Below are 23,804 nucleotides of genomic sequence, written 5' to 3'. Positions count from 1 at the left end.
GACGTCCTGACACATCGGTGACACTCGATGTGTCAGGACACCAGTGACGATTCGCTTGGTCGGTCAGCAGGTGGCACGGGCCGCGGCGACGATCACGCCGGTGACTGCGTCCGGGTCGGAGATCATCGACAGGTGCGGCGCGTCGACCTTGGTGATGTGCGCACCGGCGCGCTGCGCCATGATTTGTTGCCCCGCCGCTGGGATCACTTTGTCCGCCGTACCGATGAGGTCCCAGGACGGGATGGTCTTCCACGCCGGAACACCAGCGAGGGTCTCACTGAGCGTGCTGGCGGTCAGCGGCCGCTGCGTGGCGGCCAGACCGGCGGCCTGCTTGGCAGGGATACCACCGGCGAAGAGGCCCGCGAACTGATTCGGCTTGATGTAGACGTCGGCGTTGACGACGCTTCCGCCGGCGTCGTGGATCGGCACCGTGACGATCGAGCTGTTCGGGTCCAGTTCGGAGCCGGGCACCGCGGCGGCGAGCGAGCCCACGCTGTCGCCTTGGTCGGGGATGAAGGCATCCACGTAGACGAGGGCCTTGACGTTGGGGTTGCCGGTGGCAGCGCTGGTAGTCACCATGCCGCCGTAGGAGTGCCCGACGAGCACAACCGGGCCAGAGATGGTCGCCAGCAGATCACGCAGGTACTGCGCATCGGTTGCGAGGCCGCGCAACGGATTTGCCTCGACATCGACGGTGTACCCGGCGCTCTGCAGCTTCGAGGTGACGGCAGACCAGCTCGAGCCGTCGGCCCACGCGCCGTGCACGAGCACGATCGTCGGTTTGGGCGACGCGTCGCTCTGCGTGGTTTGCGCGCTGCTGGCGCTGGCGCTACCGACGCCCAGCGCGAGCACGCCGGCGGTGAGCGCCGCGACGGCCAGGGGCAGTGCCTTCTTCGATGTACGCATGGCAGGTCCTTTGCAGGGGTTCGTTGTCCGCTCGGCGGGCTCGCTGGGCGGGGGTTTCAGCGGCGGCACCGAGCTCGGAGAGGGAGCTTCGGCAGCGCGCCGTGAACAGCTCGGCGTGCGTCCGGAGGGGGCGTGTGGGCCCGCCCGTCGAGGACACCGTCGGTGGTGTCGGAATCGACGGTAGGGTCCGGCACACAGCCACTGGCGCCGTTGCGCGCGTTATCCTGCACACCGTGCAGATACCTGTGCACGAATGGTCGACTTACGGTCAGACCGCTGCGCGGTAGGCACTCCAGTGATCGATCTCTTCGAGCGCGCAGGGCCCGGGAGTATTCTGAGCGAGCCGGCGCCGCCTGTCGCGCCCGGGCCGCACGCCCCTGAGCCCGCGGCCCGTGAGAGTACGGAGGACTACGCCGTGTTCCAGATTGTTGACTCGCGCACGATTGCGGCCGGCATGCGGGCCGAGGCCATGCATGCAGTGGCCGCCAGGATCATTCCGGTGGAGCTGGATTTCCCGGAGCCGGGCCCTGTCGTACGAGGGAGGCTGGCCGACCTTGGTGGGCTGCGGATCTCCTCGATCCGATCCAATGTCGCCAAGGTTGAGCGCACCCCGATCCTGGCGCGCGACGATCTGGCACCCAGCCTGATGCTCGGTCTGCAAATCAGCGGGTCCAGCCTCGTCGTTCAAGATGGCCGCGAAGCCGTTGTGCGCCCCGGGGACCTTGTGGTGTACAGCTCGACATCTCCATACACACTGATCGACTCCGAGGGTTACCGACAACACCAGTTCCGCATGCCGTTGGAGAGGCTGGGCCTACCGAGGGATCTCGTGCGGCAGGTGACGGCGACGCGGCTCAGTCCCGGGCATCCGGTTGCAGGCCTGGCCGCAGGCTACTTCCGGCACCTCGCCGGTCGGCCGGGAGGCTTCGCCGACGCCGGGGCCGACGCGGTCAGCCAGTCGTCCATGGAACTCATCCGGGCAGTGATCAGCACGCATCTCGACGTCACCTCGGCGGCGACCAAGGCATCATTGGAGACCACGTTGCAGCTGCGGATCTTGGAGTACGTGCGTGAGCACCTGGGTGATCCGAGCCTCAACGCCGCTCGAATCGCAGCCGAACTCCACATCTCCCGCCGTCAGCTGTACAACGTGCTCGCCGCGGGCGGCATCTCGCTCGGCGACTGGATCCGCAGCCGCCGCTTGAAGGCCTGCCGAGACGACCTCGGCAGTGGCCTGTCACAGCACGTCACCATCGCCTCCGTGGCCCAACGCTGGGGATTTCGCGACCCATCGAGCTTCGGGCGCCTCTTTCGCGCTGAGTACGGACTCTCACCACGGCAGTGGCGTCAAAGCGCGACCAAGGCGCAACCTGCTCTGGCGAGCGACCCCACTCCAGCGACGTCGGCGAGGATCGTCAACTGAAGCAGCGCACGAACGGCAGCACGGCGGTCCCGATCTGTTCCGAGCCGGTATCCCGCTGATCGCCTGCGCCGCGGACAGAGCGATCTACCCGAAGCTGGGCGCGTTGTAGATGGAGTTCTGATCGTCAGAGGATCGATGCTCCGTAACCGGTTGGCGCAGCGCTCTACCGGTGCCACCGGCGGCATCATCAGCCAGGAGCAGGCTGCCGACGTTAAGGCGAAGCTCCGGCAGTTCAAGGCTCGAGTCGATCCCACGCGACCCCAGCAGCCCAGTAGGCATGAGCTGGTCCAGCGACCGATGCCGCGGTGGCAGGGAACACGTCGGCGTCTGCGCCGGAAGACGGCCTGATTTGGTGGATCACACGACAAGGAGAGAGCCGCTATGACGAACGTTCCCCGCCCGAGTTTCCTCGACGCCTATCTGGTCGCTGAGAACTCGATGGGTGCGCCCGCGCTCGGCGTTGTCCGTAAAGAGCGGAACGTCTGGAGAGTCCTACGCTTCGGCGTCAGCGCCGATCAACAGCCACGCGAGGCGTTCGCGACGCGGCAAGAAGCTGGCGCCTACCTGCTAGAGACGGAACAGCCCGGCGGATGAGCCAGGCCCGCGCCGGGATCTAGATCGCCCAAGGAGGACGGGAATATCGCACAGTTCGAATAGGCACTGGTTGCCGGTCCACCGGTTCTGCCCACATCGTGGCACCTGGCTCAGGGTACGGCGAGCGATCATCGTGGCCTGGCCGCCGTTGCGCCGGCGCGAGAACTAGCAAGACCGTGACACCGGCCAGACCACGCGCTGAAGCACCACCCCGGCTGACCTGGCCGGGCCGGTCCAGGTCGCCCTGTCGAAGCCGACCGACCTCATCCGCACTGCCCAGTCCGACGGCGATCTCCGCCCGGACATCAGCGTCGCGGACATCTACCTGCTCTTTTCTTCCGTACCCAACGACTGTCCGCCGACGACACGCACCCGCTGGCTCACCCTCGTCCTCTTCGGACTCAACCCACATGGCCGCACCGGCGATCGCACGAGTGCGCGATGAAGGGAGCGCTCATCCAGTTGATGCGGATCGGCGTCCCTCGGTGGCGGGCCGAGCGGGTCGCCGCGATCAATTGGGCCTTGACCTAGCCCGCCGCCGCCAAGGTTGCCCGTGGAAGCTCCCACCCCTGACGCGAGACCGTGGCGTGCGCGTCATCGTTGGGCTGGGCGAACCGTTTGGCGAGACCAGTCGCAGCGTCTCGCCCGGTACCTCCAGCGGCGGAGTACGCCAAGGCGCTCGCCCAGCGATTGGCCGCCGTGGCACCAAAGACGTCAATGGCGGTGATGACCACGGCGAAGTGCGAGGGTCGGGTGCTCGTCGACTGGAGCCGAACAACCCGGCCAAGACCACGGTCGCCCCACGTCCTTGCGGGTAGGAAACATCCGACCGTCTCGGCGCCGACTAGGGCGTGTTTCGGAACTGGTCAGCGTTGTCGGATCCAGGTCAGGACTTCGGTGACGATCGTGATGTGGTCGGCCGCGGCGGTCGTGTCATGCTGCCCGGTCGCCGCATCGCGCCGCTCGACCTCGTAGCCGCCCAAGCCATTGGGGCGAGAAGCCCCACACCGCGAACTCGGGAATGTCTTCCTGGTCGCAGACCGCGAGGATGTGCTCGTGGATGCCAGCTGAGAGTTGTCAACGAACCCGGGTTTCAGCGACGGCCAGCTGACTCTCTGCCTCGGCACGACGCTGACGCAGATGCTTCAGCGACTCCTCCAAGGCGGCGACCTCACCGAGCCAGACCCTGTCTTGGGCCTCGGCTAAGCGTGCTTCGGCATTGGAGGTCATCTCCTCGATGCGGTGCAGTTGGGAGGGGTCGACGCGCAGAAACCTGCACCGGCTGCAGGCGTGCTCGTGGACACAGGGCGTGCCGTAGGGACGGTGGCAGTCGCCGAAGGCGACCTTGCGCAGCAGGAAGTTTCTCTGCACTTGTCAAATCTGATCTTGGATCGGGTGTCAAAGTCTGCGCACGCGAGTTGTTCCGAAGCGGAAGCTGTCCTGCTGGGCCGCCTCGTAGGTGAACTCGACGCGCCCGCCGTCCATCAGCGGGCGCGCAGCGACAGCGCTTCGAAACATCCGCTATTCCGACGAGCGTGCGTTTGCCGAGGTGCCCGGCGATGCCGGCGCGGTGAATGGCGTTCAGCCATCCGGAGTCTTTCGGGCCGAGTCAGACGACTGCCCCACGTCGAGCGATGTGTTCGGGTCTGGTTTGGACCGGTCGATCACCACGGGTTCTCGGACGATCAAGATCCTCCCGGGGGCGGCGGAAGGTCGCGGGCGCGTTTTGTCGAGGTGTCACGCGGGGGCGGACAGGATCACCCGGACTTCGGTGTTGCGATAGCCGGCGCGGTCGAACGCGGCAGCCATCGGGCGGTTGCCCAGGTCGGTGGTGGCGGTGATCCGGTCCGCGCCCTCGGCGGCGTGGAACCGGGTGATCTCCGCCAGGATCTCCGCGACCAGGCCCTGGCCGCGCAACTCAGGCACGACGCCGAGGTAGCCGACATTGCGGTTGTACGAGGTCGCCGAGGGGATGGCCAGCCCGGCCAGCGCGCCGTCGGGGGTGTGGGCAAGCCGCCACCACTCCCGTTTGCCGGGCCGGTCCAGGTAGAACTCCAACGCCTCGCGGGCGGTGGCCTCCGCGCCATGGGCCGCCTCGTTCTCGCGGGTGTGGGCGTCCAGGCTGCCCTCGGCCACCCGCAGCAGCGCCTGCAGGAACACCTCGTCGTCCGGCTCGGGGGAGAACACCAGCCGCCCGCCCGGCTCCGGGATGCCCGCGTCGGGGGCCCACTCGTATTGAAGCCGCTCGACCTCGGCGGTGAGCCCGGCGCGGTGGGCCGCGTCCTGCCGCCAGGCCACCGCGGCAGCCATCGCGGGGTCGTCCCGCCAGCCGCCGGGCAGCTTCATGATGTTGTACAACGGCGGCCGCTGCGCGCCGGCGTCCAGGAACGCCTTGTGCGCGGCGGTGAGCAGCTCGGCGGCGACGCCGGCGCGGTCGGTGACGCAGTCGTCGGTGACCAGGCAGTCCAGCGCCAGAGGGTGCTCGCTGTCGGTTTGGCCCCACCACACGGCGCGGGCGAGGATCCGGCCGCCGTCCTCGGCGATCCAGGTCCATTCCGGACGGTACTGGCGCTGGGCCGCCTCGGCACGCCAGGCGTCGGCGGCCAGCCACCAGACCGGCTCGGTGACCGGGATGGACAGGGCGCGGTCCTGATCGGACTCGGTTATGGGGTGGAACGACATCTCACGGGACATCTGTGGAGCCTTTCGGGTCAGTGCTTCGGGCGCGTCGGCCCCTCGATGAACTCAAGCAGGCCGGCGTTGAGCTGGTCGGCGTGGTGGCGTACAGGCCGTGGGCCGCGGCCTCGTAGACCTTGGGCACAGCCCTGGGGACGAGTCCGGCGGTCTGCGCCCCGGTGAGCTCGAACGGCGCGTTCACGTCCGCCAGATAGTCGAGTTCGACTGGGGCCGCTGGAGTCCATGACGGGGTTCTCGCCACCGAACGGAGCCAGGAGGAACTGATGGTACGAGACCTCGATTTGGTAAGTCTGTGGCGTAGTCATCACGAGAACGCTACCCGGGAACGGGTCGCCGCTGGGCATTCGCTGCTGGAGGTACAACCCGCTGAGGTAACCGCCCGCCGACTGGTTCTGCGTTTCGTCGATGAAGCGGCGGCTGAAGCCGGTGGGTCCGGTGCGTGGCGGGTCGGGCATCTCGCAACCGTCCCAGCTGCGCGGGGTAGCGTCACCGCTGGTGTAAGCGCCCTCATAGGTGCTGCGGAAGGGGTACTCGTCACACTGCTTGCCCGGTGGGCGTGGCAGGTTTGCCGATCGGCCGAGTACTTCGCCGTTGGCCAGGTTGATCACGACGATGAAGAAGGCGGTGTGGTTGCAGCCGTTGCGGCGGTCGAGCGCGATCCAGGGCGTGGTGTTCGAGACGGTCGCGGAGCAGTTCGTCGGCCAATCGACCATCGGCGCCAGTATCGGCTCGATCGCAATGCAGTTCTTCGGCGGGCTCTTGACTTGGCCGGCCTGCACCTTCGCGGCGAGCGCCTGGCAATCGGCCACGGTTCGCGACGTCGCAGGCGGCGCGGCCGCCGACGGCACGATCCTGGAGCCATCTGCCTCAGGGCCCGGTTTCGCGGCGCCCGGCTGGACTGACGGCGACGCTGATGGCGTCGGCGAAGATGCTTGTGAAGGTGCTGATGGTGCGGCGTAGCTCTGCACCGCCGCCGCACCTAGCAAGCCCGCTGCCGCGAGCATGAGAACCAAACGTGAATTCAGTGCCGCCTGTTCACGTGGAGAACCCGCGCATGCATCCGCATTTCAACTATTGGAGGCCGGAATGTTCGACCAACCCCCGCGGACTGCCAGAAGACGAGGGCTGCGCCTCGGCGCTCTCGCAGTCGGCCCGCTCGCCTATCTACAAAACCCTGTGCCCGATCGCACAACCTGCCTGGACATCACAGCTAGCCGATCGCTGCGCGGATCGACTCTCGTAGGGAGCCCAGGGTCGCGACTACCGCGGTTGGTTCGTAGCCGCAGTGAGCCATGCAGTTGGCGCAGCGCGGGTCCCTGCCGCGGCCGTACCTGGACCAGTCGGTGTCGTCGAGGAGCTCCTGATAGGTGGAGACGTACCCGTCGTCCATCAGGTAGCAGGGTCGCTGCCAGCCCTTCAGCGAGTACAGCGGGATCGCCCACGCAGTACAGTCGAAGTCGATCTTTCCTTCCAGGAAGTCGAGGAACAGCGGCGAGTGGTTCAGCCGCCACTTCTTCCGCCGCCCGTCGCCGAAGGCCTTCCGGAACAACTGCCGGGTCTCGTCCGGGCCCAGCCAATGCTCCTGGTCGGGAGCCTTCTCGTACGCGAACCCCGGGGAGATCTGCATGTTGTCCACGTGCAGGTCGTCGTTGAGGTAGTCGAGGACGTCGATGACGTCCTGGGGGCTGTCGGTGTCGAAGAACGTCGTGTTGGTCATCACGCGGAAGCCGGCGGCCTGTGCCTGCTTGACCGCGTCGACGGCCTGGTCGAACACACCGTCCTTGCACACCGACCGGTCGTGCCGCTCGCGCAGCCCGTCGATGTGCACCATCCAGGCGAAGTTCTTGTGCGGTGTGAACTTGTGCAGGTGCTTCGGCAGGAGCACGGCGTTCGTGCACAGGAACACGATCTTGTTGCGCGCCAGCAGTTGCCGGACGATCTCGTCGATCTCCTTGTGCATCAGCGGTTCGCCGCCCGCGATCGAGACCATCGGGGCGCCGCACTCCTCGACGGCCGCGATCGCCTGTTCGACGGGCATCCGCTGCTTCAGCCAGTCGTGGGTCTGCTGGATCTTGCCGCAGCCCGCGCACTTCAGGTTGCACGCGTACAGCGGCTCGAGTTCGAGCAGGATCGGGAACTTCTCCCGGCGGCGGAGCTTCTGCTTCATGAGGTATCCACCCAGGCGGATGGACTGCCGAAGCGGCATGCTCACGACTGACTCACCTCTTTCGGTAACGAGAACAAGACGTCCTCGGTCAGATCGCCGGTCTCCGTCACCGTGATCGGCCCCAGGCCGGACAGGCAGTCGACGAGTTCGTCGACGAGCGTGGGTGGGGCGGAGGCGCCGGCGGTGATGCCGATCCTGGCGGCGCCGGCCAGGCGGTCCAATGGGAGCTCACCCGCGTCGTCGATGAGGACGGCGGGGGCGCCGGCGTTCTCGGCAACCTCAGCGAGCCGCCGGGAGTTGGACGAGTTCTGGGAACCGAGGACGATGACGAGATCGGACTGCCCGGCGATCGCACGAACGGCTGCCTGACGGTTGCTGGTCGCGTAGCAGATGTCATCGGTACGTGGGCCTTTGAGTGCCGGGAAGCGACGCCGGAGAACGGCTGCGGTTTCCAATGCTTCCTCGACGGCGAGGGTGGTCTGCATCGCGTAGGCGACCCTCGCCGGGTCGGGCACATGGATCGCTTCGGCCTCGGCGGGGCTGGAGACGACGATCACGTGGCCGGGTGCCTCACCTGTGGTGCCGATTACCTCCTCGTGGTCCGCATGCCCGATGAGTACGACGGTGTTGTCGCGTCCGGCGTACCGTCGTACCTCCTGGTGGACCTTCGCGACCAGTGGGCAGGTGGCGTCGACGACGCGGAAGTGACGCTCGGCAGCCTGTGCGCGGACCTCGGGTGCGACGCCGTGCGCCGCTAGCACCAGCACACTGCCCTCCGGGACCGCCTCGACCTCCTCGACGAACACAGCACCGCGACGCTCCAGGTCGTCGACCACATGACGGTTGTGGACGATCTGGCGACGTACGTACACCGGCGCACCGAACCGCTCCAAGGCACGCTCTACCGTCTCGATCGCCCGCTCCACGCCGGCGCAGAACGACCGGGGGCCCGCCAGCAGCACCTCCCGCTCGCCCGTGGCCGCGCTCCAGGCGTTGATCACGCTCGCCGTACGCCGCAGCTCCCGCAACGCACGCACTCCGCGCCAAGGCATCCCCATCCGCCACAGGGGCTCCCCCGGCGAGTCCACAACGGCCCGCACCACGACGCTCCGGCCATCGTCTCCCGCCAACAGCCCCGATTCGGTGTCAACGGCAACAGCGCCACCGTCCGCCAACGCAGCCCGCTCGGCGGGTGAGTCGACGACATGATCTGTCGTGACGATCGGCCCGGTATGAACTGTGCAGCCTTGCCGCCGGAGATTCCCTGCCATCAACACCGCGGCATGACTTGGCTTCGTACTTCGTCCCACCCGGATCTCGGTTGCCACGACGAGGTCGCCGGGAGCGATCCCTTCGACCAGACCGCCGGCGACTCCTGCGATGAGGACCGGACCTTCGTGAGCGGCACCACGAGAGCGACCAGTGTGAACAGGCCCAACTGCTCTGAGCGCGAGCCACTCGGCGAACAGCGGTGTGCAGACCACTCCTGTCATCGTGTGCTCCTCAGGTAGCGGCCCAACGCCCAGATCGGGAACACCAAGCGGTACAGGTGGTAGCCGATGTAGAAGTCGCCGGGGAAACCGGTGCCGGTGTAGCGATGTTCGTCCCAACCACCGTCCGCCCGCTGCGTCTCGACCAGGTAGCCGAGACCCCGCTGAACAGCCTCACTGCGGGCCTCGGCGGCCAGCAAGGTAAGCAGCGCCCACGCGGTCTGCGACGGCGTGGAATCACCCCGGCCGATCCACGACGGATCGACGTACGAACGCAGATCCTCGCCCCATCCGCCGTCCGGGTTCTGGTGCTCCTCCACCCATCGCACAGCCCGCTGGACGACCGGATGGTCCGCTGACATCCCGACCGCGATCAACGCGGGTATAACGGCACCCGTGCCGTACACGTGGTTCGTTCCCCACCGGCCGAACCACGAGCCGTCGTCCTCCTGCGCGTCGAGCAGCCACTGCACGCCTCGCCGGCATTCGTCCGTGTCGGCCTTCCCCTCCGCCGCCAGCATCTCCACCACGTGCGCGGTGACATCGGCCGACGGCGGGTCGATCACCGCGCCGAAGTCGCAGAACGGCAGCTTCAGCGGCGTTGTGTCCGTGTTGTCCGCGTCGAACGCACCCCATCCCCCGTCGGCCGACTGCATCCCGGCCGTCCACGCGACCGCATCGTCGAGCGCCTTCCGCAGCCGCACCGGCTCCGGGTGCTCGACCCGACGGAGCGCAAGAACGATCTCCGCCGTGTCGTCGGTGTCGGGGTAACCGTCGTTCGCGAACTCGAACGCCCACCCGCCGGTGACCAGCCCAGGCCTGCGGACCTGCCAGTCACCCGGCGCGTCGATCTGCTCCGTCAGCAACCAATCAGTTGCCTTGAGCACCGTCTTGTCGTCCGCAGGTACGCCGGCGTCGAGCAACGCCGCCACCGCCAGACCGGTGTCCCACACCGGCGACTGGCACGCCTCCAGCCAGCGCACAGGCCCATCAGCCGTCTCCGCGTGCACCGTGAATCCCTCGAGCCCGCGCAGTCCCGCGGCCAGCACCGGATGATCGACGGGATAGCCCATCAGCTGGAGCGCGATCAGCGAGTACACCCACGGCGGCTGGATGCCACCCCAACCGCCGTCGGCCTCCTGCCGCGCCACGATCCATTCGGTCGCCCGGCGCATCGCCAGTCGACGCAGGCCCTTGAGCGGTCCCCGCGGACCCCATCGCGTGTAGGCGTTCAAGACCACGTCCAGCCGCTGAAAGGCCCCGTCGAGTCTCCACAGCGGCGCGGACGCCTCCGCCGCCGTACCCGAACGCAGCTCGTCGACCGTGAAGCCGACCGGCCGGATCGGGCGATGCGCACTCACAATGGTCAGCGGCACGATCGTCTGGCGGGCCCAGCAGGCCCAGTTGTAGACGTTCAACGGTGCCCAGGCCGGCAGGAAGATCAACTCCGGCGGAAGGTCCGGACAGTCGTCCCACGCCCAGAGACCGAACAGCGCGAGCCAGATGTGCGTGAACACCCGCGCCTGCTCAAGTCCGCCCGCCGACCGGACGAACTCCGCCGCCTTCGCCAGGTGCGGCGCCGCCGGATCGTCACCCGCCATCCGCAGCGCGACCCAAGCCTCCACCGTCGTCGACAAGTCACCAGGCCCGCCGGGGAACGTCGCCCAGGTCCCGTCATCGCGCTGCTGCGACCGGATCCACCGCGCCGTCTCCGCATCCGTCTGCACCGTCGCCACCCCGAGAAAGTGCCGCAGCATCAGATCCTCGGCGTCCATCGTCACGTTCGTCGCCAGGTCGCCCTTCCACCACCCGTCGTCATGCTGCAACGACCGCAGGTACGCCACCGCCGCGTCCAGGCATTCCCGCACGCGTACGTCGGCCCGCACTTCCCCGGCCACGCGCTCTGCCGTCACAGCTGCCGCTCCGCGACGAACTGGGCCAGCTGATCGAACTCCGCACGGTTGGCCGAGTCGACACCCGCCATGTACAAGGCCCTCCCGGCCCGCCGCACCCGCTCACCGGCCTCCGCGAGGGCCCACTCACGCCCGCCGGCCCGTTCCACGAGTACGGCGGCCCGCCGTAGGTCGTCATCGGACGGAACCCCGGGCTCCGTGAGCCACGCGGCCAGTTCCTTCCCGTACGTCCCGCCGTACTCCAAGGACCACACGACCGGCAACGTCTTCTTGTGCGCCCGCAGATCCGAGAACACCGGTTTGCCGGTCTTCTCCGGCGCACCCCAGATCCCGAGCAGATCGTCGACGAGCTGGAACGCCAGCCCCAGCTCCCGTCCGTAGCTGCGGAAGGCCGCGCAGGTCGGCGGGTCGGCGCCGGCCAGTATCGCTCCGAGTTCGGCCGACGCGCCGAGCAGCGAGCCGGTCTTCCCAACGGCCATGTCCACGCATTCGGCCAGCTCGACGTCGTCGCGTTGCTCGAATGCCACGTCGAGAACCTGCCCGCGGATCAGCTCCCGCGTCGCGACCGTCAGCGCATGCCCGGCCCGTGCCGCGTACGGCGACTCACACTCCACCAACACCTCGTCGGCCAGACACGCCATCGCATCCCCGGCCAGCACTGCCGTGGCGTCGCCCCAGATCGCCCACACGGTCGGGCGATGCCGGCGCTGGGCGTCACGATCCATCAGGTCGTCGTGGATCAGCGAGAAGTTGTGCACCAACTCCACCGCGACACCTGCTGGTATGCCAAGGTCAGGCGTACCACACATCGCCTCGGCGACGAGCAATGTCAGCGCCGGCCGGATCGCCTTGCCGGAGCTGCCGGTCACTGGCCGGCCGTCCGCGTCACACCATCCGAGGTGGTACGACGCGACCAGCCGAGTGTGCTCGTCGAGACGACTCACCGCTTGGCGCAGCGACGGCTCGATCAGGTCCCGCCCGCGGGCCAGCAGACCCGGCACTTCGGTTGCCGAAGGCATCGGTTCGACGGCGGTCATGACGCGACGTCCGCGACCGGGAGCGTCGAGGCGCTCAGTACCGAGGCCGCCGCCGCCACACCACTGCGGACGGCACCTTCCATCGTGGCGGGCCAGCCGGTCGCGGTCCACGCACCGGCGAGGTGCAAACCGGTGCGCGCTGTGGTCGCGCCGGGACGGAGCCGGCCGGATCCTGGTGCCGGCCGGAAGGTGGCATGTCGTTCTCGGGTCACGAAGAACTCCTTCACACGCGCGTCGGCAGCTGCGGGAAGCAGCTGCTGGAGGGCAGGCACCAACGTGTCTCGCAACTCGGCGACCGGGGTGTCGATGAGCTCGTCGGCAGCCGACAACGAGACTGCGACGTACTGTTCGGCACCGCCGCCGCCACGGCTCTGCGTCGTCCGATCGAACACCCACTGCAGCGGGCTGTCGACGCCGGCGACGAACGGCTCGTCCAGCACCACCCGGTCGAACACCACGTGCGCGTTGACGATCGGCGAACTGCCGAGCGCATCCGCCCATCCCGGTGGCAGATCAACCGCGCCGTACGGAAGCAGCCGCGCCGCCTCGGTCGGCGGCACCGCCAGTACCACGTCGTCGTACCGCTCCCCCTCGATCACCCATCGACCACCGCTTTCCCCCAGCGACCGGGCCCGGGCCCGCAACCGCACCTCGGCACCGGCGGCGGCCAACGCCCGCGCGGCGGCGTCGCCGTGCAACTGCTGCAACGGCACCAACGACCAGCCGATGTCCGCGGCGTCTTTCTGTTCGAGCAACCCGAGCTGGAACACTGTCGCCGCTACCGCGAGCGACGCGTCATCGGCCCGCGCGTTGAGCGTCGCGATCCCGATCAGCTCCCACAACGCTTCGACGGCCCGCGCGGTCTGACCGTGCGCCGCCAGCCAGTCTCCGAACGACTGCGCGTCCACCTCCGCGGCGGTCCGGTGCACCCGCCCCATCGCGAGCGCCGCGCGCATCGCCGCTACCCGCTCCGCCACGGTCAGCCAGCGGTACGACGCCAGCGCCGGCCCGAGGTGCAGGGGCGCCGGCAACCCGTTGCGCCGGATCCGGCCGAGCCCGCTGTACCGACCGCTTCGTACCGGTACGTCGAGGCGGCGCTGCAGGTGTACCTGGTCCCGCACGCCCAAACGGTCGAGCAGTCGCAGGTACGACGTACAACACCGGAGGAACACGTGCTGGCCGTTGTCGATCCACCGGCCCTGCCGCTGGAACGAATGCGTCAGCCCACCCAGCTTGGACCGCCCCTCCAACAGGACCACTGCACAACCCGCATCGGCCAACTCGAGCGCGGCACTGATCCCCGCCAGACCACCGCCGACCACCGCGACCCGCCTCACGACGGCACCGACTTCCGGGCTCCGGCCAGCGATGCGAGAGCCACCTGGGCCTTCTCCCCCGCCGACAACGACAACCGCCGGTCGTAGACGAGGACCGGGTTCGCACCGATCCGGCGCAGCAGGTGGTGATAGATGCCCGACATCGCTCGGCAGGACGCACCGCTGCGCCGGTCCAGGTACGGCAGCAGCCGCCACCCGAGTGAGTACCAGTCCTGTGCCCGGCCGGCGGCGTACCGGACATACCCTGCCAACCGGCCTTGCGGATCATCGAGCGCACCGTGCTCGTCGAGCGCGATCCGGGCGCCGAAGTGCTCCAACTCGTCGGCCGGCAGGTAGATCCGGCCGTTGCCGAAGTCTTCCCGGATGTCGCGCAGGATGTTGGTCTGTTGCAGGGCGATACCGAGCTGGTCGGCGTACAGCGAGAGCGTCTCGACGTCGGTGCCGGCAGGGCTGGAACCGAAGATCGACAGGCACAGACGGCCGACGGATCCTGCCACCCGGCGGCAGTACACGACGAGTTCCTCGAAGTCGGCGATACGTACGTCGCACAGGTCGGTCTCGACACCTGCGACGAGCTCCTCGAAGGCCCCGAGCGGGACCGGGTACCGGCGGGCGGCATCGGCCACCGCGACATACACCGGCTCGTCGAGGTCGTCGAGCCGCCCGAGGTCCTTGCGGACGCCTGCCAGCGCGGTCCGCTTGTCCTCCAACGGCAGGTCGCCGTCGCCGATGTCGTCGATCCGCCGAGCCAGCGCATACAGCGCCGACAGGGCGTTGCGTTTCGGGGGCGGGAGCAGCCGGATGCCGTAGTAGAAGTTGCGCGCCTCCGCTCTGGTGATGTCCAGACAGGCCGCGTACGCCTCCGCAACCGACGATGTCATCGCGGTCATCGCGCCACCGCCTTGACCAGCAGGCAGATCGTGGCTGCTTTCGACGGCCGCGCCTCGTGGGCCAGCACATCTCCGCCGGTACGGCGCAACGCCCGGACCGTCGCCTGCCCGCCGGCCACGAAACCGGCCACCGAAACCCGCGCCGGCCCACGCAACCGCCGTACGATCGCAGCGCCTTCCTCGAGCATCCGCGCGGCCCGCTCGGTCTCGAAAATGATCAGTTGCCGCAGCGGTCCCGACGCGCTGGGGCGATCGAGATCGCTCTCAGGCACGCCGTACGTCGCCAGGTCCTCCTGCGGAAGGTAGATCCGCCCGGCCCGACGGTCCTCCGCGACGTCCTGCCAATGCTCGACCAGCTGCAGTGCCGTACAGACAAGATCCGACAGCCGCTCGGTCTCCGGATCGTTGACGTCGAAGACACCCAGCACCATGCGGCCGACCGGGTCGGCGGACAACCGGCAGTAGCCGCGAACGTCGTCGAAGGTTTGGTAGGACGTGACCGTCTGGTCCTGCAGGTTCGCCTGGATCAGCCGGTGGAAGGGCTCGGACGGGAGGTCGTGGGCGCGGACGATCGGGAGCAGCCGGCGCAGGACGGGGTGCTCCGGTTGCCGCCCGGTCCAGATCCGGTCGAGGTCGACGGCGAGGGCATGCAGGGCCGCTACCCGGTCCCCTGGGTGGCTGTCGCCCAGTTCGTCGACCGTGCGGGCATAGGCATAGATGGCGTGCAGGCCTTCGCGCCGTGCGGCGGGAAGGAATTTCAACGCGACAGGGAAATTCTCGCCCTTTTCCCTGCTACCGAGGTCGCTCTGCAATCCTTCTGGATGCACCTCTCCATGATCGGAAGCAGATTCCTGCCAACTCTGCCCCGATGGTGAACATTCACCCGGCCAGAATTTGTCACTGCGTTACAGTTATCTCAAATGCGCATCCCCTGAGCTTTCCGCGTGGGAGTCATCGCATGACCGTCGACACCTTCGACCGCGCCGGCCTCGAGAAGGCGCTGCTCAACGGGCTGCCCGACCTGCTCACCGAGGTCCGCGACCGGCTGGCTGAACACTGGCCGGACTATGCGGCGTTCCTGGATACCGACCGGGACGCTGTGCTCGGGCCTGCCGAGCTGTTCGTGCACCGGCTGATCGACATGTCGATCGCCAATCTCAGCAGCCCGGAGCAGACCACGCTCGAACGCGCCGACGAGGCCGTCCGCCGGGTGTTCGAGGAGATCGGCCGCCGCCAGTTGCGGGAGGGCACCGACCTGACCCGGCTGCTCACCGCCTTCCAGCTCGGTGCTCGGGTCGCCTGGCGACACGTCGCGGCCACTGCTCTCCGGCTGGAGTTCGCGCCGGACCACCTCGCCGCGCTGGCGGACTCGGTGTTCGTCTTCGTCAACCAGCTGTCGTTCTCCGCCGCGAACGGATACCTGCAGGAGCAGATCGACGACGCGATCGCCCGCGAGCGGCGTCGCGAGGAACTGGCCAACCTGCTGCTGTCCGGCCGGGCGAGCATCGAAGCGATCCGCAGCGCCGCAGCGCAGGCAGCCTGGCGGATCCCGGAGACCGCCGCGGTGGTCATCTACAGCGGTGACCAGCACGCGGCAGGCACACTGGTCGCGCGGCTCGAGCCCGGTGCACTGCCGATCCGGCGCAACGGACTCGTGGTCGGCGCCATCGTGCCGGAACCGTCCGGTCCTGGTCGCCGGCTGCAGCTCGGTCGCGAACTCGCCGGGATGGGCGCCGTGGTCGGCAACTCCGTCGCCGTGGCGCAGCTTCCGCGCAGCCTGGAAATCGCCCGGATCGCCGCCCGGCTGCAGAACACCGGCGTACTGTCCGACGACCCGGTCTTCGCCGACGAACACCTGGACGCTCTTATCGTCTGGCGGGACGAGGCTTTGGTCGCCGCGCTGCGCGACGAGATGCTCGCGCCACTCGAGGATGAGACAGCGGCCGCGCGGGAGCGGCTCGCGGAGACGCTGGCCAGCTGGCTGCGGCACTTCGGCGACCGGCAGGCGATCGCGCACGAGCTGAACATCCACCCGCAGACCGTGCGCTACCGAATGGCGCGGCTCAGAACCCTGTACGGCGATCGCCTGAACGACCCGGACTCACGCGCTCGCCTCTTCCTCGCCCTCGAGTGGCCCGGTCCGTGATTCGTCCCGCAGCTTCCTGAGTGCGCGGTCTACGTGCGCCGCCAGCGCCGTACCGTCGATCAGCTCGGGGTCGGTCGCCAGACCGATGCCGAGTACTCCCGCCCAGCTCAGCGCCCCCACTGCGAGCGGTGTGCCTGGCACCAGCGGAAGGATCGGGTAGGTGCTGCGGTGCGGTACGCCGGCGAACGTCAGCTGGATCGTCGGCCCGGGCATGTTCGAGACGACCGCATGCAGGAACCGCGGGCCGTAGACGGTCCGTGCGAACCACTGTGCGAACGGCTCCGGCACGATCCGCAGCCCGGTCGCCACCACGAATCGTGACGCCAGCGCCCGCGTCGGCCGCCGCAGCCGCCCGGTCCGCGCGGACACCTCGGCGAGCAGCTCGTCGAACGGCCGGCCGTCGACCGGCACCTCGACGATGATCGCCGCGGTCGCGTTGCCTTCCGCCGTACTGTTCGGCGTCCGCACCATCGTCGTGACAGCGAACCGCATTGCCCGCGGAAGCCCGGACGAAACAGCATGCACGCCGTCGGCAAGCAAGGCGATCAGCAGGTCGGTGATCCGCACGCCGCGAGCCGCCGCGGCCCGCCGTACGATGTCGAGCCGCACGTGGGCCATCGCGAAGTCACGACGCGCCGATCCACTCGGCAGCGGCTTCGCAGTGCCGTCGGTCGCGAGCTGGGCGAGGCCGACGGTGACAGCCGCCGCACGCGCCAGTCGTCCAGGACCGCGACCCGTCGGCACGGCGATCGTCGCGTGAGGCTCGAACAGGCTCAACGCCTGCAGCACGGTTCCGATGCCGTCGGCAATCGCATGGTGCACCAGCACCACCAGTGCATCTGTGCAGCCAGGTCCGTCGCGGCCGTCTGGGCCGATGTCGCGAACGAACGCGATCCGCCACAGTGGACGGTCCCGCGGCATCGGCTGTTCGGCCAGTTCGCCGACGAAGGTCAGCAGGCCTGAGTACCCGTTGGGCGACTGGTGCTCGATGACATGCCAATCGAGGTCGACGCGGTCCGCCGCGACCCAGCGCGGGCGGCGCCAGCGCCTCGCCGGTGCGAGGCGTTGCCGCATTCGCGGCAGCCGCGCGAACCCGGCCGCCACCAGCGCGCGGACATCGTCGATCGACGGCCGCCGCTCAGTGGGTTCGAGGATCACGACACCGCCGACATGCTGCGCCGCGCCCGTACGCTCGATGTGCAGGAAGAACGCGTCGGCGGACGGCACGACGGTGCCTCTCATCGACCCCTCACCTGCCCCTCACCTACTCAGCACCTGCTCGCCGAACCGTGCGGACAAGCGTCGGTAGAGGCCGGGAGCCAGCGCCCGGACGACCGGCGCGATACGAAGCCGGCCAGGCACCCAGATCTCGGCCTGGTCGTTGGCGATGCCATCGACCAGCGCCTGCGCGACCACGGCGGCGGCAACCGGACGCGGGTGCTTGCGGTCGTACGGCCGACCGCGTGCGCCGAAGAACCCGGTGTCGACCACGCCGGGGACGGTGAAGCTCACACTCACACCTGTATCGCGAAGCTCCAGGCGAATGCTCTCCGCGAAGATGTCGAGAGCGGCCTTGGCGCCCGCGTAGACTGCCTCGCCCGCGACCCCGGTACGCCCGGCGATCGATCCGACGAGTGCGATGTGACCGGACCGCCGCTCGATCATCGAGGGCAGCAGGCAACGGACCAGGTGGAGCGGAGCGAGCAGGTCGAGCGTGACCAAACGGTCCAGCTCGCCACTGTCCAGCTCCACGAACGGACCGGACCAGCCGGCGCCGGCGTTCGCGACCAGTATGTCGATCTGCCCATGGACGGCGATCGCGGCGCCGGCGACGTCGGCTGCCGCCCCCGGGACAGCCAGATCTCCCAACACGACCGCACCACCGACCCGCTCGGCGACTGCGGTACTGCGCTCGCCGTCGCGCCCGTGCACGACCACCCGTGCTCCGGCTGCGGCGAGCCGCTCCACCACAGCTGCACCGATGCCCGCCGACCCGCCGGTCACCAGCACGACCCTTCCATCCAGTCGCATCACACCTCCCACCGCGTTACTTGCTCCAGCATGCCCCAGCCAAAGACGCCAAGGCGTTGCCCGCCCTGGTGAATCGCAGATGTAACCAGCCGGTCAATCGTCGCCACAGCATCCGATCTGTCCGGATCGATACCTGGTTGCGGACGAAGGCACCGTCATCGTCGACTTCGGAGGCGGGCGGCTGTTGCGAGTCGTCGCCCCCTTCGCCAAGCCGGACGCGATCAGACGGACAGTTCAGCGCAGAAGACGACCACAACCGCCGCCATGTCCCTGGTGGGTCCGAGGTCCGCACCGTCGATGCCGGCACCCCATCGCTGCCGGCAGCTCAGGGTTGGTCGTGCGTTTCAAGATCGGTGTGAGCCAGCAGGTGCACCAATTGGCCAACTGTTCGCTGCCGTAGCAGAGCCTCTGGCAGCGGCTTGTCGGCCTGAACGTTGTAGCGGTTGCGGCGGCCGTTCTTGTCCTTGACCACGTATCCGGCCTCCACCAGATCGGTGACGATGCCGAATGCGGCGCGCTCGGTGATACCGAGCGTCGTCGCGATCTCCCGCAGCCGGATGCCCGGGTCATCGGCGATGCACAGCAGAGCCTGCGCGTGGTTCGTCAGGAAGCCCCAGGCCATGACCCAGAGTATACCGGATTTTCAGATCTAGGAACCCCATTGCTAGTATTGAAGTTCTAGCGTAGCTTGAAAGTTGTGGAACCGGCTTCGAGTCACGCAAGCCTCTCCACCAAAGGAAGGCACATTATGCGCAGCACGCGCGTTGCTCTGTACGACATCAAGCCCGGCACCTTCGACGAGGTAGTCGGCCAGGCCAAGTCCGGCATGGTCCCCTTGTTCAAGGCAAGCAAGGGCTTCGTCTCCTACGGGATTGCCCAGGTCGACGAGAAGGCCTTCGTGTCCATCAGCACCTGGGAGACCCGGGCACAGGCTGACGACGCCGCGGTCAAGGCCGCTGACTGGGTGAAGGCCAACAGCCGCGACCGTTTCACCCTCCGCAACAACTACGTCGGCGACCTCGCCATCGACACCGGCCACCGCGAGCCGGCGCCGATCACCCACTAGATCGCCCAGACAGCAGCCCCGCCGCGCATCGCGGCGGGGCTCGCTGCTGTCACTGTCGCAGCTGTCCGCCTGGCCGATGACGCTCCTTCCCGGCCTGGTGCCCCGTAGGGTCGATGGGTCAGCGCCATTGAGCCTGCTTCGCGTTCTTGGGCAGAATGGCGCCGGGAGACCATCTCAATGAGAAGGGAAACCATGGCCGACCCCGGCATAACCCGCGTCGCCGTCTACATCGACTTCGACAACATCGTGATCTCGCGCTATGACCAAGTTCATGGCCGTAGCCAGTTCCAGCGTGACAAGGTGCGGGCGTTGGACCGGGCGCAGAGATCAGCCGAACCCGACATCGCGGACAAGCTCCGGCGCGCCACGGTCGACATCGGCGCGGTCATCGACTTCGCGTCGTCGTTCGGCACCCTCGTCCTGACGCGCGCCTACGCAGACTGGTCGGACCCGGTCAACGCCGACTACCGCGGCCAACTTGTCAGCCGCGCGGTAGACCTGGTGCAACTGTTTCCCGCCGCGGCCTACGCCAAGAACGGTGCCGACATCAGACTGGCCGTGGACGCGGTCGAAGACATGTTCCGCCTTCCGGACCTGACCCATGTGGTGATCGTTGCCGGAGACTCCGACTACATCGCGCTCGCCCAGCGCTGCCGGCGTCTTGGTCGCTACGTCGTGGGCGTCGGGGTGGCAGGATCGACCAGTAGATCACTCGCCGCGGCCTGCGACGAGCTCGTGATCTACGACGCGCTACCCGGCGTCACTCCCATTGACACCTCCCAAGCGGCGACCGAACAACGCGCAACCCCCCACGTCGGATCCGAAGAAGGGCCCGACACCTCCTCGCAGCCCGGCTCGCGCCGTACCAGCGCCGCGGGCGCCGCGGTGACCAACGAGACCGATCCCGACTCCGAAGACCCCCAGCAGCTGGCGACGCGCCTCCTCGAACGAGCGCTGCGCCTGGGACACGAGAAGGATGACGCCGACTGGCTGCACAGCTCCGCGGTGAAAAGTCAGATGAAGCGCATGGACCCGTCATTCAGTGAGAGGGCACTCGGCTACCGATCCTTCTCGGAGTTCGTGCGGTCACGAGAAGCCGTAGCCGACCTCGACGAGACAACCCCCGCGCGGCTCGTACGGCTCAACCCGACGCTGGCTGCACGGTAGCGGTTGACGCCAACCGCTCGACCGCCACATCAACCCGCCGCTACCTCGGCCTCGACGCCTTCCACCGCAGCCGACTCACCCTCATCGCAAACTCCCAGCAAGACACCACAACCGGCAGCGCGATCAGCGCCTGACCGCAGAGCAACGAGGGACCAAACGTCGTACACCACATGACGGGACTTGACCTACCAGTCGCGCACTACAGGCGCTCAACGCACCGCTTTACGCACCCCAATCAGCGCGAGAGGATGGTTGCCGATGAGAACCTATGCGCACCAAGCAGCCGCAGAGTCCGTTACCTGTAAGGGGTTCCGAGCATCATTGAGCAACGCTGATCGACCTCAGCTGGAAATCAGCGGGTTCGGGGTTCGAGTCTGGGTCTGTGTCCCAGGAGCGGCAGGGGCGTCAGTGGGGCTGCCGGTACGGCGTCGAGAAGGCACTGCCGCACCGCAGGTCGCGGCGGTCAGTGCAAGGACGGCGCTTGCGACGAGGGCGGCACTGGCGCCGTCGATGAACGTCGAGGCGGAGGTGTAGCTTCCGCTGCCGGCGAATACCGCGACCAGGATCGCCACGCCGAATGTTCCGCCGAGTTGGCGCAAGGTGCTGAACGCGCCGGCAGACTTGCCGACGTCGGCGGGTGCCGCCGTCGTGAGGACGCTGCTCTGCGCGGCCGGCGACGCCATCGCGACGCCGATTCCGGACAGCACCAACGGAGCGATGATCCACGCGTAGTTCATCGTGGGGTGAGCGATCAAGGCGATCCACACCATCGCCAGCGCGTGCAACACCATCCCGGTGACGATGAACGCCCGCTCACCCCAGCGCGGAATCCGTACCCCCACAGCGCGCGGTACGAGCATCACCACCGCGCCCCAGGGCATCAGCCGTACACCGGCGTCCAGCGGTCCGAATCCGAGTCCGGTCTGCAACAACTGCGCCATGAAGAAGACCGCACCCAGAACCGAGCCCCAGAGGAAGAACATCGCGAAGTTGCCCGCGGTGAAAGACCTGTTACGAAACAGGTGAAGCGGCAGCATCGGCTGTTCCGCCCGACCTTCCCAGACGACGAAGCCGACGGTCGACAGGCCCCCGATCGCAAGCGTCAGCAACACCTCGGCGTTGTCCCAGCCGGCTGAACCACCCCGCACCAGCCCCCAGACCACACCAAGTGCGCCAATGGTCACCAGCAGGAGACCTGGAAGGTCCAGCGCCGTGTCACGGCCTCGGCTTTCGTCGATTCGCAGGCGAGCCAACGGGATCAGAACCAGAGCGACAGGAACATTGAGCCAGAAGATCCAAGTCCACGAGACGCCTTGTACGACGAGCCCCCCGAGCAGCGGGCCCAGGGGAACGCTCGCTCCAAGGACCGCTGCGTAGATGCCCAGCGCTTTGGGCCGCAGCGCCGATGGAACCGCCGCACTGAGCAGGCTCAGGGTCAGCGGCGTCACTGCAGCGGCACCCGCACCTTGGACTGCACGTCCGACGATCAACCAGTCCGCGCCGGGTGCGAGCGCACAGCCGATCGAGGCACCAGCGAAGACGGCAACCCCGACGACGAAGACACGACGCCGCCCGTACCGGTCACCGAGTGCGGCCGCCGTCATCATCAAGACAGCGAAAGCCAGGGTGTAGGCATTCACCGTCCACTCGAGCTGTTGTACTGACGCGCCGACCTGCACGCGGATCGTACTCAACGCGGTCGCCACGACCAGGGCGTCAAGCCCGACCATGAACGCCGCCGCCGCGGTGAGGCCGATCACCCACCGCTGGGCGACGGTCCATTTGCGTGTTGCCACTTCAGATCGCGGTTGCATCACGCAATCACCATATCTGCTTGTGCTTTCGTGATGCAAGCTACTCAGAGACGGTCGCGTCAACGACTCACCACTATCCCGCTTGCATCATGCAATCATGAACAGATACCGTCACTTGCGTCACGCAAGTGACAGCATCCGCCCGAACACTCCGGAGGACATCGTGAGCGAGTTCGACTTCGAGCCTTTGAGCCAGACGCAGATGCCTGCGAGCACGACGAGGTATGTCGTCTGCGGCGCCAGCGGGCGCGTTGGCCGGTTGGTTGCCGAGCGCCTGCTCTCTCAGGGACATTCGGTATGCGCCGTTACCCGCGACGCCGGCCGAGTCAGCGACCTGGCCGAGCGGGGCGCCGACATCAGAGTCGGGTCGCCGCAGGACGCCGGATTCCTGGCCGGCGTGATGGACGGCGCCGACGCCGCCTTCGTGCTGACCCCTGTCGACGTGATGCAGCCGGACGTCAACGCCGAGCAGGCCCGCGTCGTACGCGGTACTGTCGACGCGATCCGCCGTTCCGGACTGCGACACGTCGTACTGCTGAGCAGTTGGGGCGCCGAACTCGCCGAACCTGTCGGCGGCGTCATCGCCACCCATTGGTTCGAACGAGGCCTCAACACGATCGACGAGCTCAATGCCGTCTACCTGCGCCCCGTCTGGTTCATGGAGAATTTTCTGTTCAACATCGGCCTGATCAAAGCTGCCGGCATCAATGAGCAGGCGATCGACCCTGATGTACCGTTCCCCATCGTCGCCACGCCGGACATCGCCGCGATTGCCTCCGAGTACCTTGAGTCACTCTCGTTCACCGGCCGAACGGTCCGGTACCTCAGCGGCCCCAGGGACTACACGATGACAGAAGTGACGCGGATCCTGGGGACCTCGATCGACCGTCCCGACCTCCAGTACACGAGGCTCCCGGACGCGGTAATGCAGAAGGCGTTGGTCGACTCGGGACACTTGACCCCGAACGCCGCCCAGCTCCTGATCGAGATCAACCAGGCAATCAGCACAGGCCGGCTCCACGCGGAGCTCCGTACGGACCACAACTCCACACCGACCACTCTCGAGCAATTCGCCGAGAAAACCTTCGCACCCGCGTATCACGCCGCTCTGTAGGTGAACGGGCAA

22 protein-coding genes and 1 pseudogene are annotated in these 23,804 nt (G+C 67.8%); 7 read left to right on the top strand and 16 right to left on the bottom strand.

Annotated elements, in window-relative coordinates; translation table 11 throughout:
• Window positions 1-63 precede the first annotated feature (63 nt).
• Window positions 64-906, bottom strand: coding sequence for an alpha/beta fold hydrolase (locus ACZ5BU_RS29605; protein WP_465703720.1), 843 nt, complete (start codon window positions 904-906; stop codon window positions 64-66).
• A gap of 415 nt (window positions 907-1,321) precedes the next feature.
• On the opposite strand from ACZ5BU_RS29605, the gene ACZ5BU_RS29600 reads away from it, so the two are divergent.
• Complete coding sequence (locus tag ACZ5BU_RS29600) at window positions 1,322-2,329, top strand: helix-turn-helix domain-containing protein (protein ID WP_465703719.1); 1,008 nt, start codon at window positions 1,322-1,324, stop codon at window positions 2,327-2,329.
• A 381-nt stretch (window positions 2,330-2,710) separates the two neighbouring features.
• On the top strand, window positions 2,711-2,923 hold the full coding sequence (locus ACZ5BU_RS29595; protein ID WP_465703718.1) for a hypothetical protein: 213 nt from the start codon (window positions 2,711-2,713) through the stop codon (window positions 2,921-2,923).
• Between the two features lie 1,077 nt (window positions 2,924-4,000).
• On the opposite strand, the gene ACZ5BU_RS29590 is transcribed toward ACZ5BU_RS29595, so the two are convergent.
• From ACZ5BU_RS29590 to ACZ5BU_RS29580, 3 genes are all read right to left on the bottom strand, one after another.
• A complete protein-coding gene (locus ACZ5BU_RS29590) occupies window positions 4,001-4,294 on the bottom strand; it encodes a hypothetical protein (protein WP_465703717.1) in 294 nt (97 codons plus the stop codon).
• A 366-nt stretch (window positions 4,295-4,660) separates the two neighbouring features.
• On the bottom strand, window positions 4,661-5,617 hold the full coding sequence (locus ACZ5BU_RS29585) for a GNAT family N-acetyltransferase (protein WP_465703716.1): 957 nt from the start codon (window positions 5,615-5,617) through the stop codon (window positions 4,661-4,663).
• Between the two features lie 17 nt (window positions 5,618-5,634).
• Complete coding sequence (locus ACZ5BU_RS29580) at window positions 5,635-6,333, bottom strand: NucA/NucB deoxyribonuclease domain-containing protein (protein ID WP_465704255.1); 699 nt, start codon at window positions 6,331-6,333, stop codon at window positions 5,635-5,637.
• Between ACZ5BU_RS29580 and ACZ5BU_RS29575 the strand changes: the two genes are divergently transcribed.
• The gene (locus tag ACZ5BU_RS29575) at window positions 6,233-6,580 is read left to right on the top strand and encodes a hypothetical protein (protein ID WP_465704266.1); all 348 of its coding nucleotides are present in this window, start codon (window positions 6,233-6,235) and stop codon (window positions 6,578-6,580) included. The two genes, ACZ5BU_RS29580 and ACZ5BU_RS29575, sit on opposite strands and share 101 nt — an antisense overlap.
• A 250-nt stretch (window positions 6,581-6,830) precedes the next feature.
• On the opposite strand, the gene hpnH is transcribed toward ACZ5BU_RS29575, so the two are convergent.
• The 8 genes and pseudogenes from hpnH to hpnC form a co-directional block, all read right to left on the bottom strand.
• A complete protein-coding gene (gene hpnH / locus ACZ5BU_RS29570; RefSeq protein ID WP_465704254.1) occupies window positions 6,831-7,826 on the bottom strand; it encodes an adenosyl-hopene transferase HpnH in 996 nt (331 codons plus the stop codon).
• Window positions 7,827-7,828: 2 nt separating this feature from the next.
• Window positions 7,829-8,887, bottom strand: a complete 1,059-nt coding sequence (gene ispH, locus ACZ5BU_RS29565; RefSeq protein ID WP_465704253.1) for a 4-hydroxy-3-methylbut-2-enyl diphosphate reductase — start codon at window positions 8,885-8,887, stop codon at window positions 7,829-7,831.
• A 39-nt stretch (window positions 8,888-8,926) separates the two neighbouring features.
• Window positions 8,927-9,280 (bottom strand): annotated as a pseudogene (locus ACZ5BU_RS29560) (phosphorylase family protein); the annotation flags it as partial.
• Window positions 9,277-11,190, bottom strand: a complete 1,914-nt coding sequence (shc, locus tag ACZ5BU_RS29555; protein ID WP_465703715.1) for a squalene--hopene cyclase — start codon at window positions 11,188-11,190, stop codon at window positions 9,277-9,279. The gene shc and the pseudogene ACZ5BU_RS29560, both read right to left, overlap by 4 nt.
• Entirely contained in the window at window positions 11,187-12,227 is a 1,041-nt protein-coding gene (locus tag ACZ5BU_RS29550) for a polyprenyl synthetase family protein (RefSeq protein ID WP_465703714.1), read from the bottom strand. Before ACZ5BU_RS29550 ends, shc begins: the two co-directional genes overlap by 4 nt.
• The gene (gene hpnE / locus ACZ5BU_RS29545; RefSeq protein ID WP_465703713.1) at window positions 12,224-13,564 is read right to left on the bottom strand and encodes a hydroxysqualene dehydroxylase HpnE; all 1,341 of its coding nucleotides are present in this window, start codon (window positions 13,562-13,564) and stop codon (window positions 12,224-12,226) included. Before hpnE ends, ACZ5BU_RS29550 begins: the two co-directional genes overlap by 4 nt.
• The gene (locus ACZ5BU_RS29540; RefSeq protein ID WP_465703712.1) at window positions 13,561-14,454 is read right to left on the bottom strand and encodes a squalene/phytoene synthase family protein; all 894 of its coding nucleotides are present in this window, start codon (window positions 14,452-14,454) and stop codon (window positions 13,561-13,563) included. Before ACZ5BU_RS29540 ends, hpnE begins: the two co-directional genes overlap by 4 nt.
• The gene (gene hpnC / locus ACZ5BU_RS29535; protein WP_465703711.1) at window positions 14,451-15,281 is read right to left on the bottom strand and encodes a squalene synthase HpnC; all 831 of its coding nucleotides are present in this window, start codon (window positions 15,279-15,281) and stop codon (window positions 14,451-14,453) included. The genes ACZ5BU_RS29540 and hpnC overlap by 4 nt, the downstream gene beginning before the upstream one ends.
• Window positions 15,282-15,412: 131 nt before the next feature.
• Here hpnC and ACZ5BU_RS29530 point away from each other — a divergent pair, with 131 nt between their 5' ends.
• Window positions 15,413-16,600 carry a PucR family transcriptional regulator gene (locus ACZ5BU_RS29530; protein WP_465703710.1) on the top strand — a complete coding sequence of 396 codons (1,188 nt, stop codon included), beginning with the start codon at window positions 15,413-15,415 and terminating at the stop codon, window positions 16,598-16,600.
• Here ACZ5BU_RS29530 and ACZ5BU_RS29525 read toward each other — a convergent pair.
• The 3 genes from ACZ5BU_RS29525 to ACZ5BU_RS29515 all read right to left on the bottom strand — a co-directional run bounded on the left by ACZ5BU_RS29525 (window position 16,556) and on the right by ACZ5BU_RS29515 (window position 19,253).
• The gene (locus ACZ5BU_RS29525; RefSeq protein ID WP_465703709.1) at window positions 16,556-17,842 is read right to left on the bottom strand and encodes a wax ester/triacylglycerol synthase domain-containing protein; all 1,287 of its coding nucleotides are present in this window, start codon (window positions 17,840-17,842) and stop codon (window positions 16,556-16,558) included. The genes ACZ5BU_RS29530 and ACZ5BU_RS29525 overlap by 45 nt on opposite strands.
• An 18-nt stretch (window positions 17,843-17,860) precedes the next feature.
• On the bottom strand, window positions 17,861-18,631 hold the full coding sequence (locus ACZ5BU_RS29520) for an SDR family NAD(P)-dependent oxidoreductase (RefSeq protein WP_465703708.1): 771 nt from the start codon (window positions 18,629-18,631) through the stop codon (window positions 17,861-17,863).
• A 325-nt stretch (window positions 18,632-18,956) separates the two neighbouring features.
• Window positions 18,957-19,253 carry a helix-turn-helix transcriptional regulator gene (locus ACZ5BU_RS29515; protein ID WP_465703707.1) on the bottom strand — a complete coding sequence of 99 codons (297 nt, stop codon included), beginning with the start codon at window positions 19,251-19,253 and terminating at the stop codon, window positions 18,957-18,959.
• Window positions 19,254-19,379: 126 nt separating this feature from the next.
• Between ACZ5BU_RS29515 and ACZ5BU_RS29510 the strand changes: the two genes are divergently transcribed.
• Together ACZ5BU_RS29510 and ACZ5BU_RS29505 are read left to right on the top strand one after the other, a co-directional pair.
• Window positions 19,380-19,697 (top strand): hypothetical protein, encoded by a 318-nt coding sequence (locus ACZ5BU_RS29510; RefSeq protein WP_465703706.1) that lies wholly within the window; start codon window positions 19,380-19,382, stop codon window positions 19,695-19,697.
• Between the two features lie 192 nt (window positions 19,698-19,889).
• Complete coding sequence (locus ACZ5BU_RS29505; RefSeq protein ID WP_465703705.1) at window positions 19,890-20,864, top strand: NYN domain-containing protein; 975 nt, start codon at window positions 19,890-19,892, stop codon at window positions 20,862-20,864.
• 341 nt (window positions 20,865-21,205) lie between these two features.
• Here the strand turns inward: ACZ5BU_RS29505 and ACZ5BU_RS29500 are convergent, their stop codons facing one another.
• Window positions 21,206-22,660, bottom strand: a complete 1,455-nt coding sequence (locus tag ACZ5BU_RS29500; protein WP_465703704.1) for an MFS transporter — start codon at window positions 22,658-22,660, stop codon at window positions 21,206-21,208.
• A gap of 181 nt (window positions 22,661-22,841) precedes the next feature.
• Between ACZ5BU_RS29500 and ACZ5BU_RS29495 the strand changes: the two genes are divergently transcribed.
• Window positions 22,842-23,792, top strand: a complete 951-nt coding sequence (locus tag ACZ5BU_RS29495) for an NAD(P)H-binding protein (protein ID WP_465703703.1) — start codon at window positions 22,842-22,844, stop codon at window positions 23,790-23,792.
• Window positions 23,793-23,804: the final 12 nt, after the last annotated feature.

The organism is Kribbella sp. NPDC031520 (genome assembly GCF_055580825.1).
The sequence above is the reverse complement of the archived record's forward strand: the minus strand, read 5'-3'. Positions and strand labels throughout refer to the sequence as shown.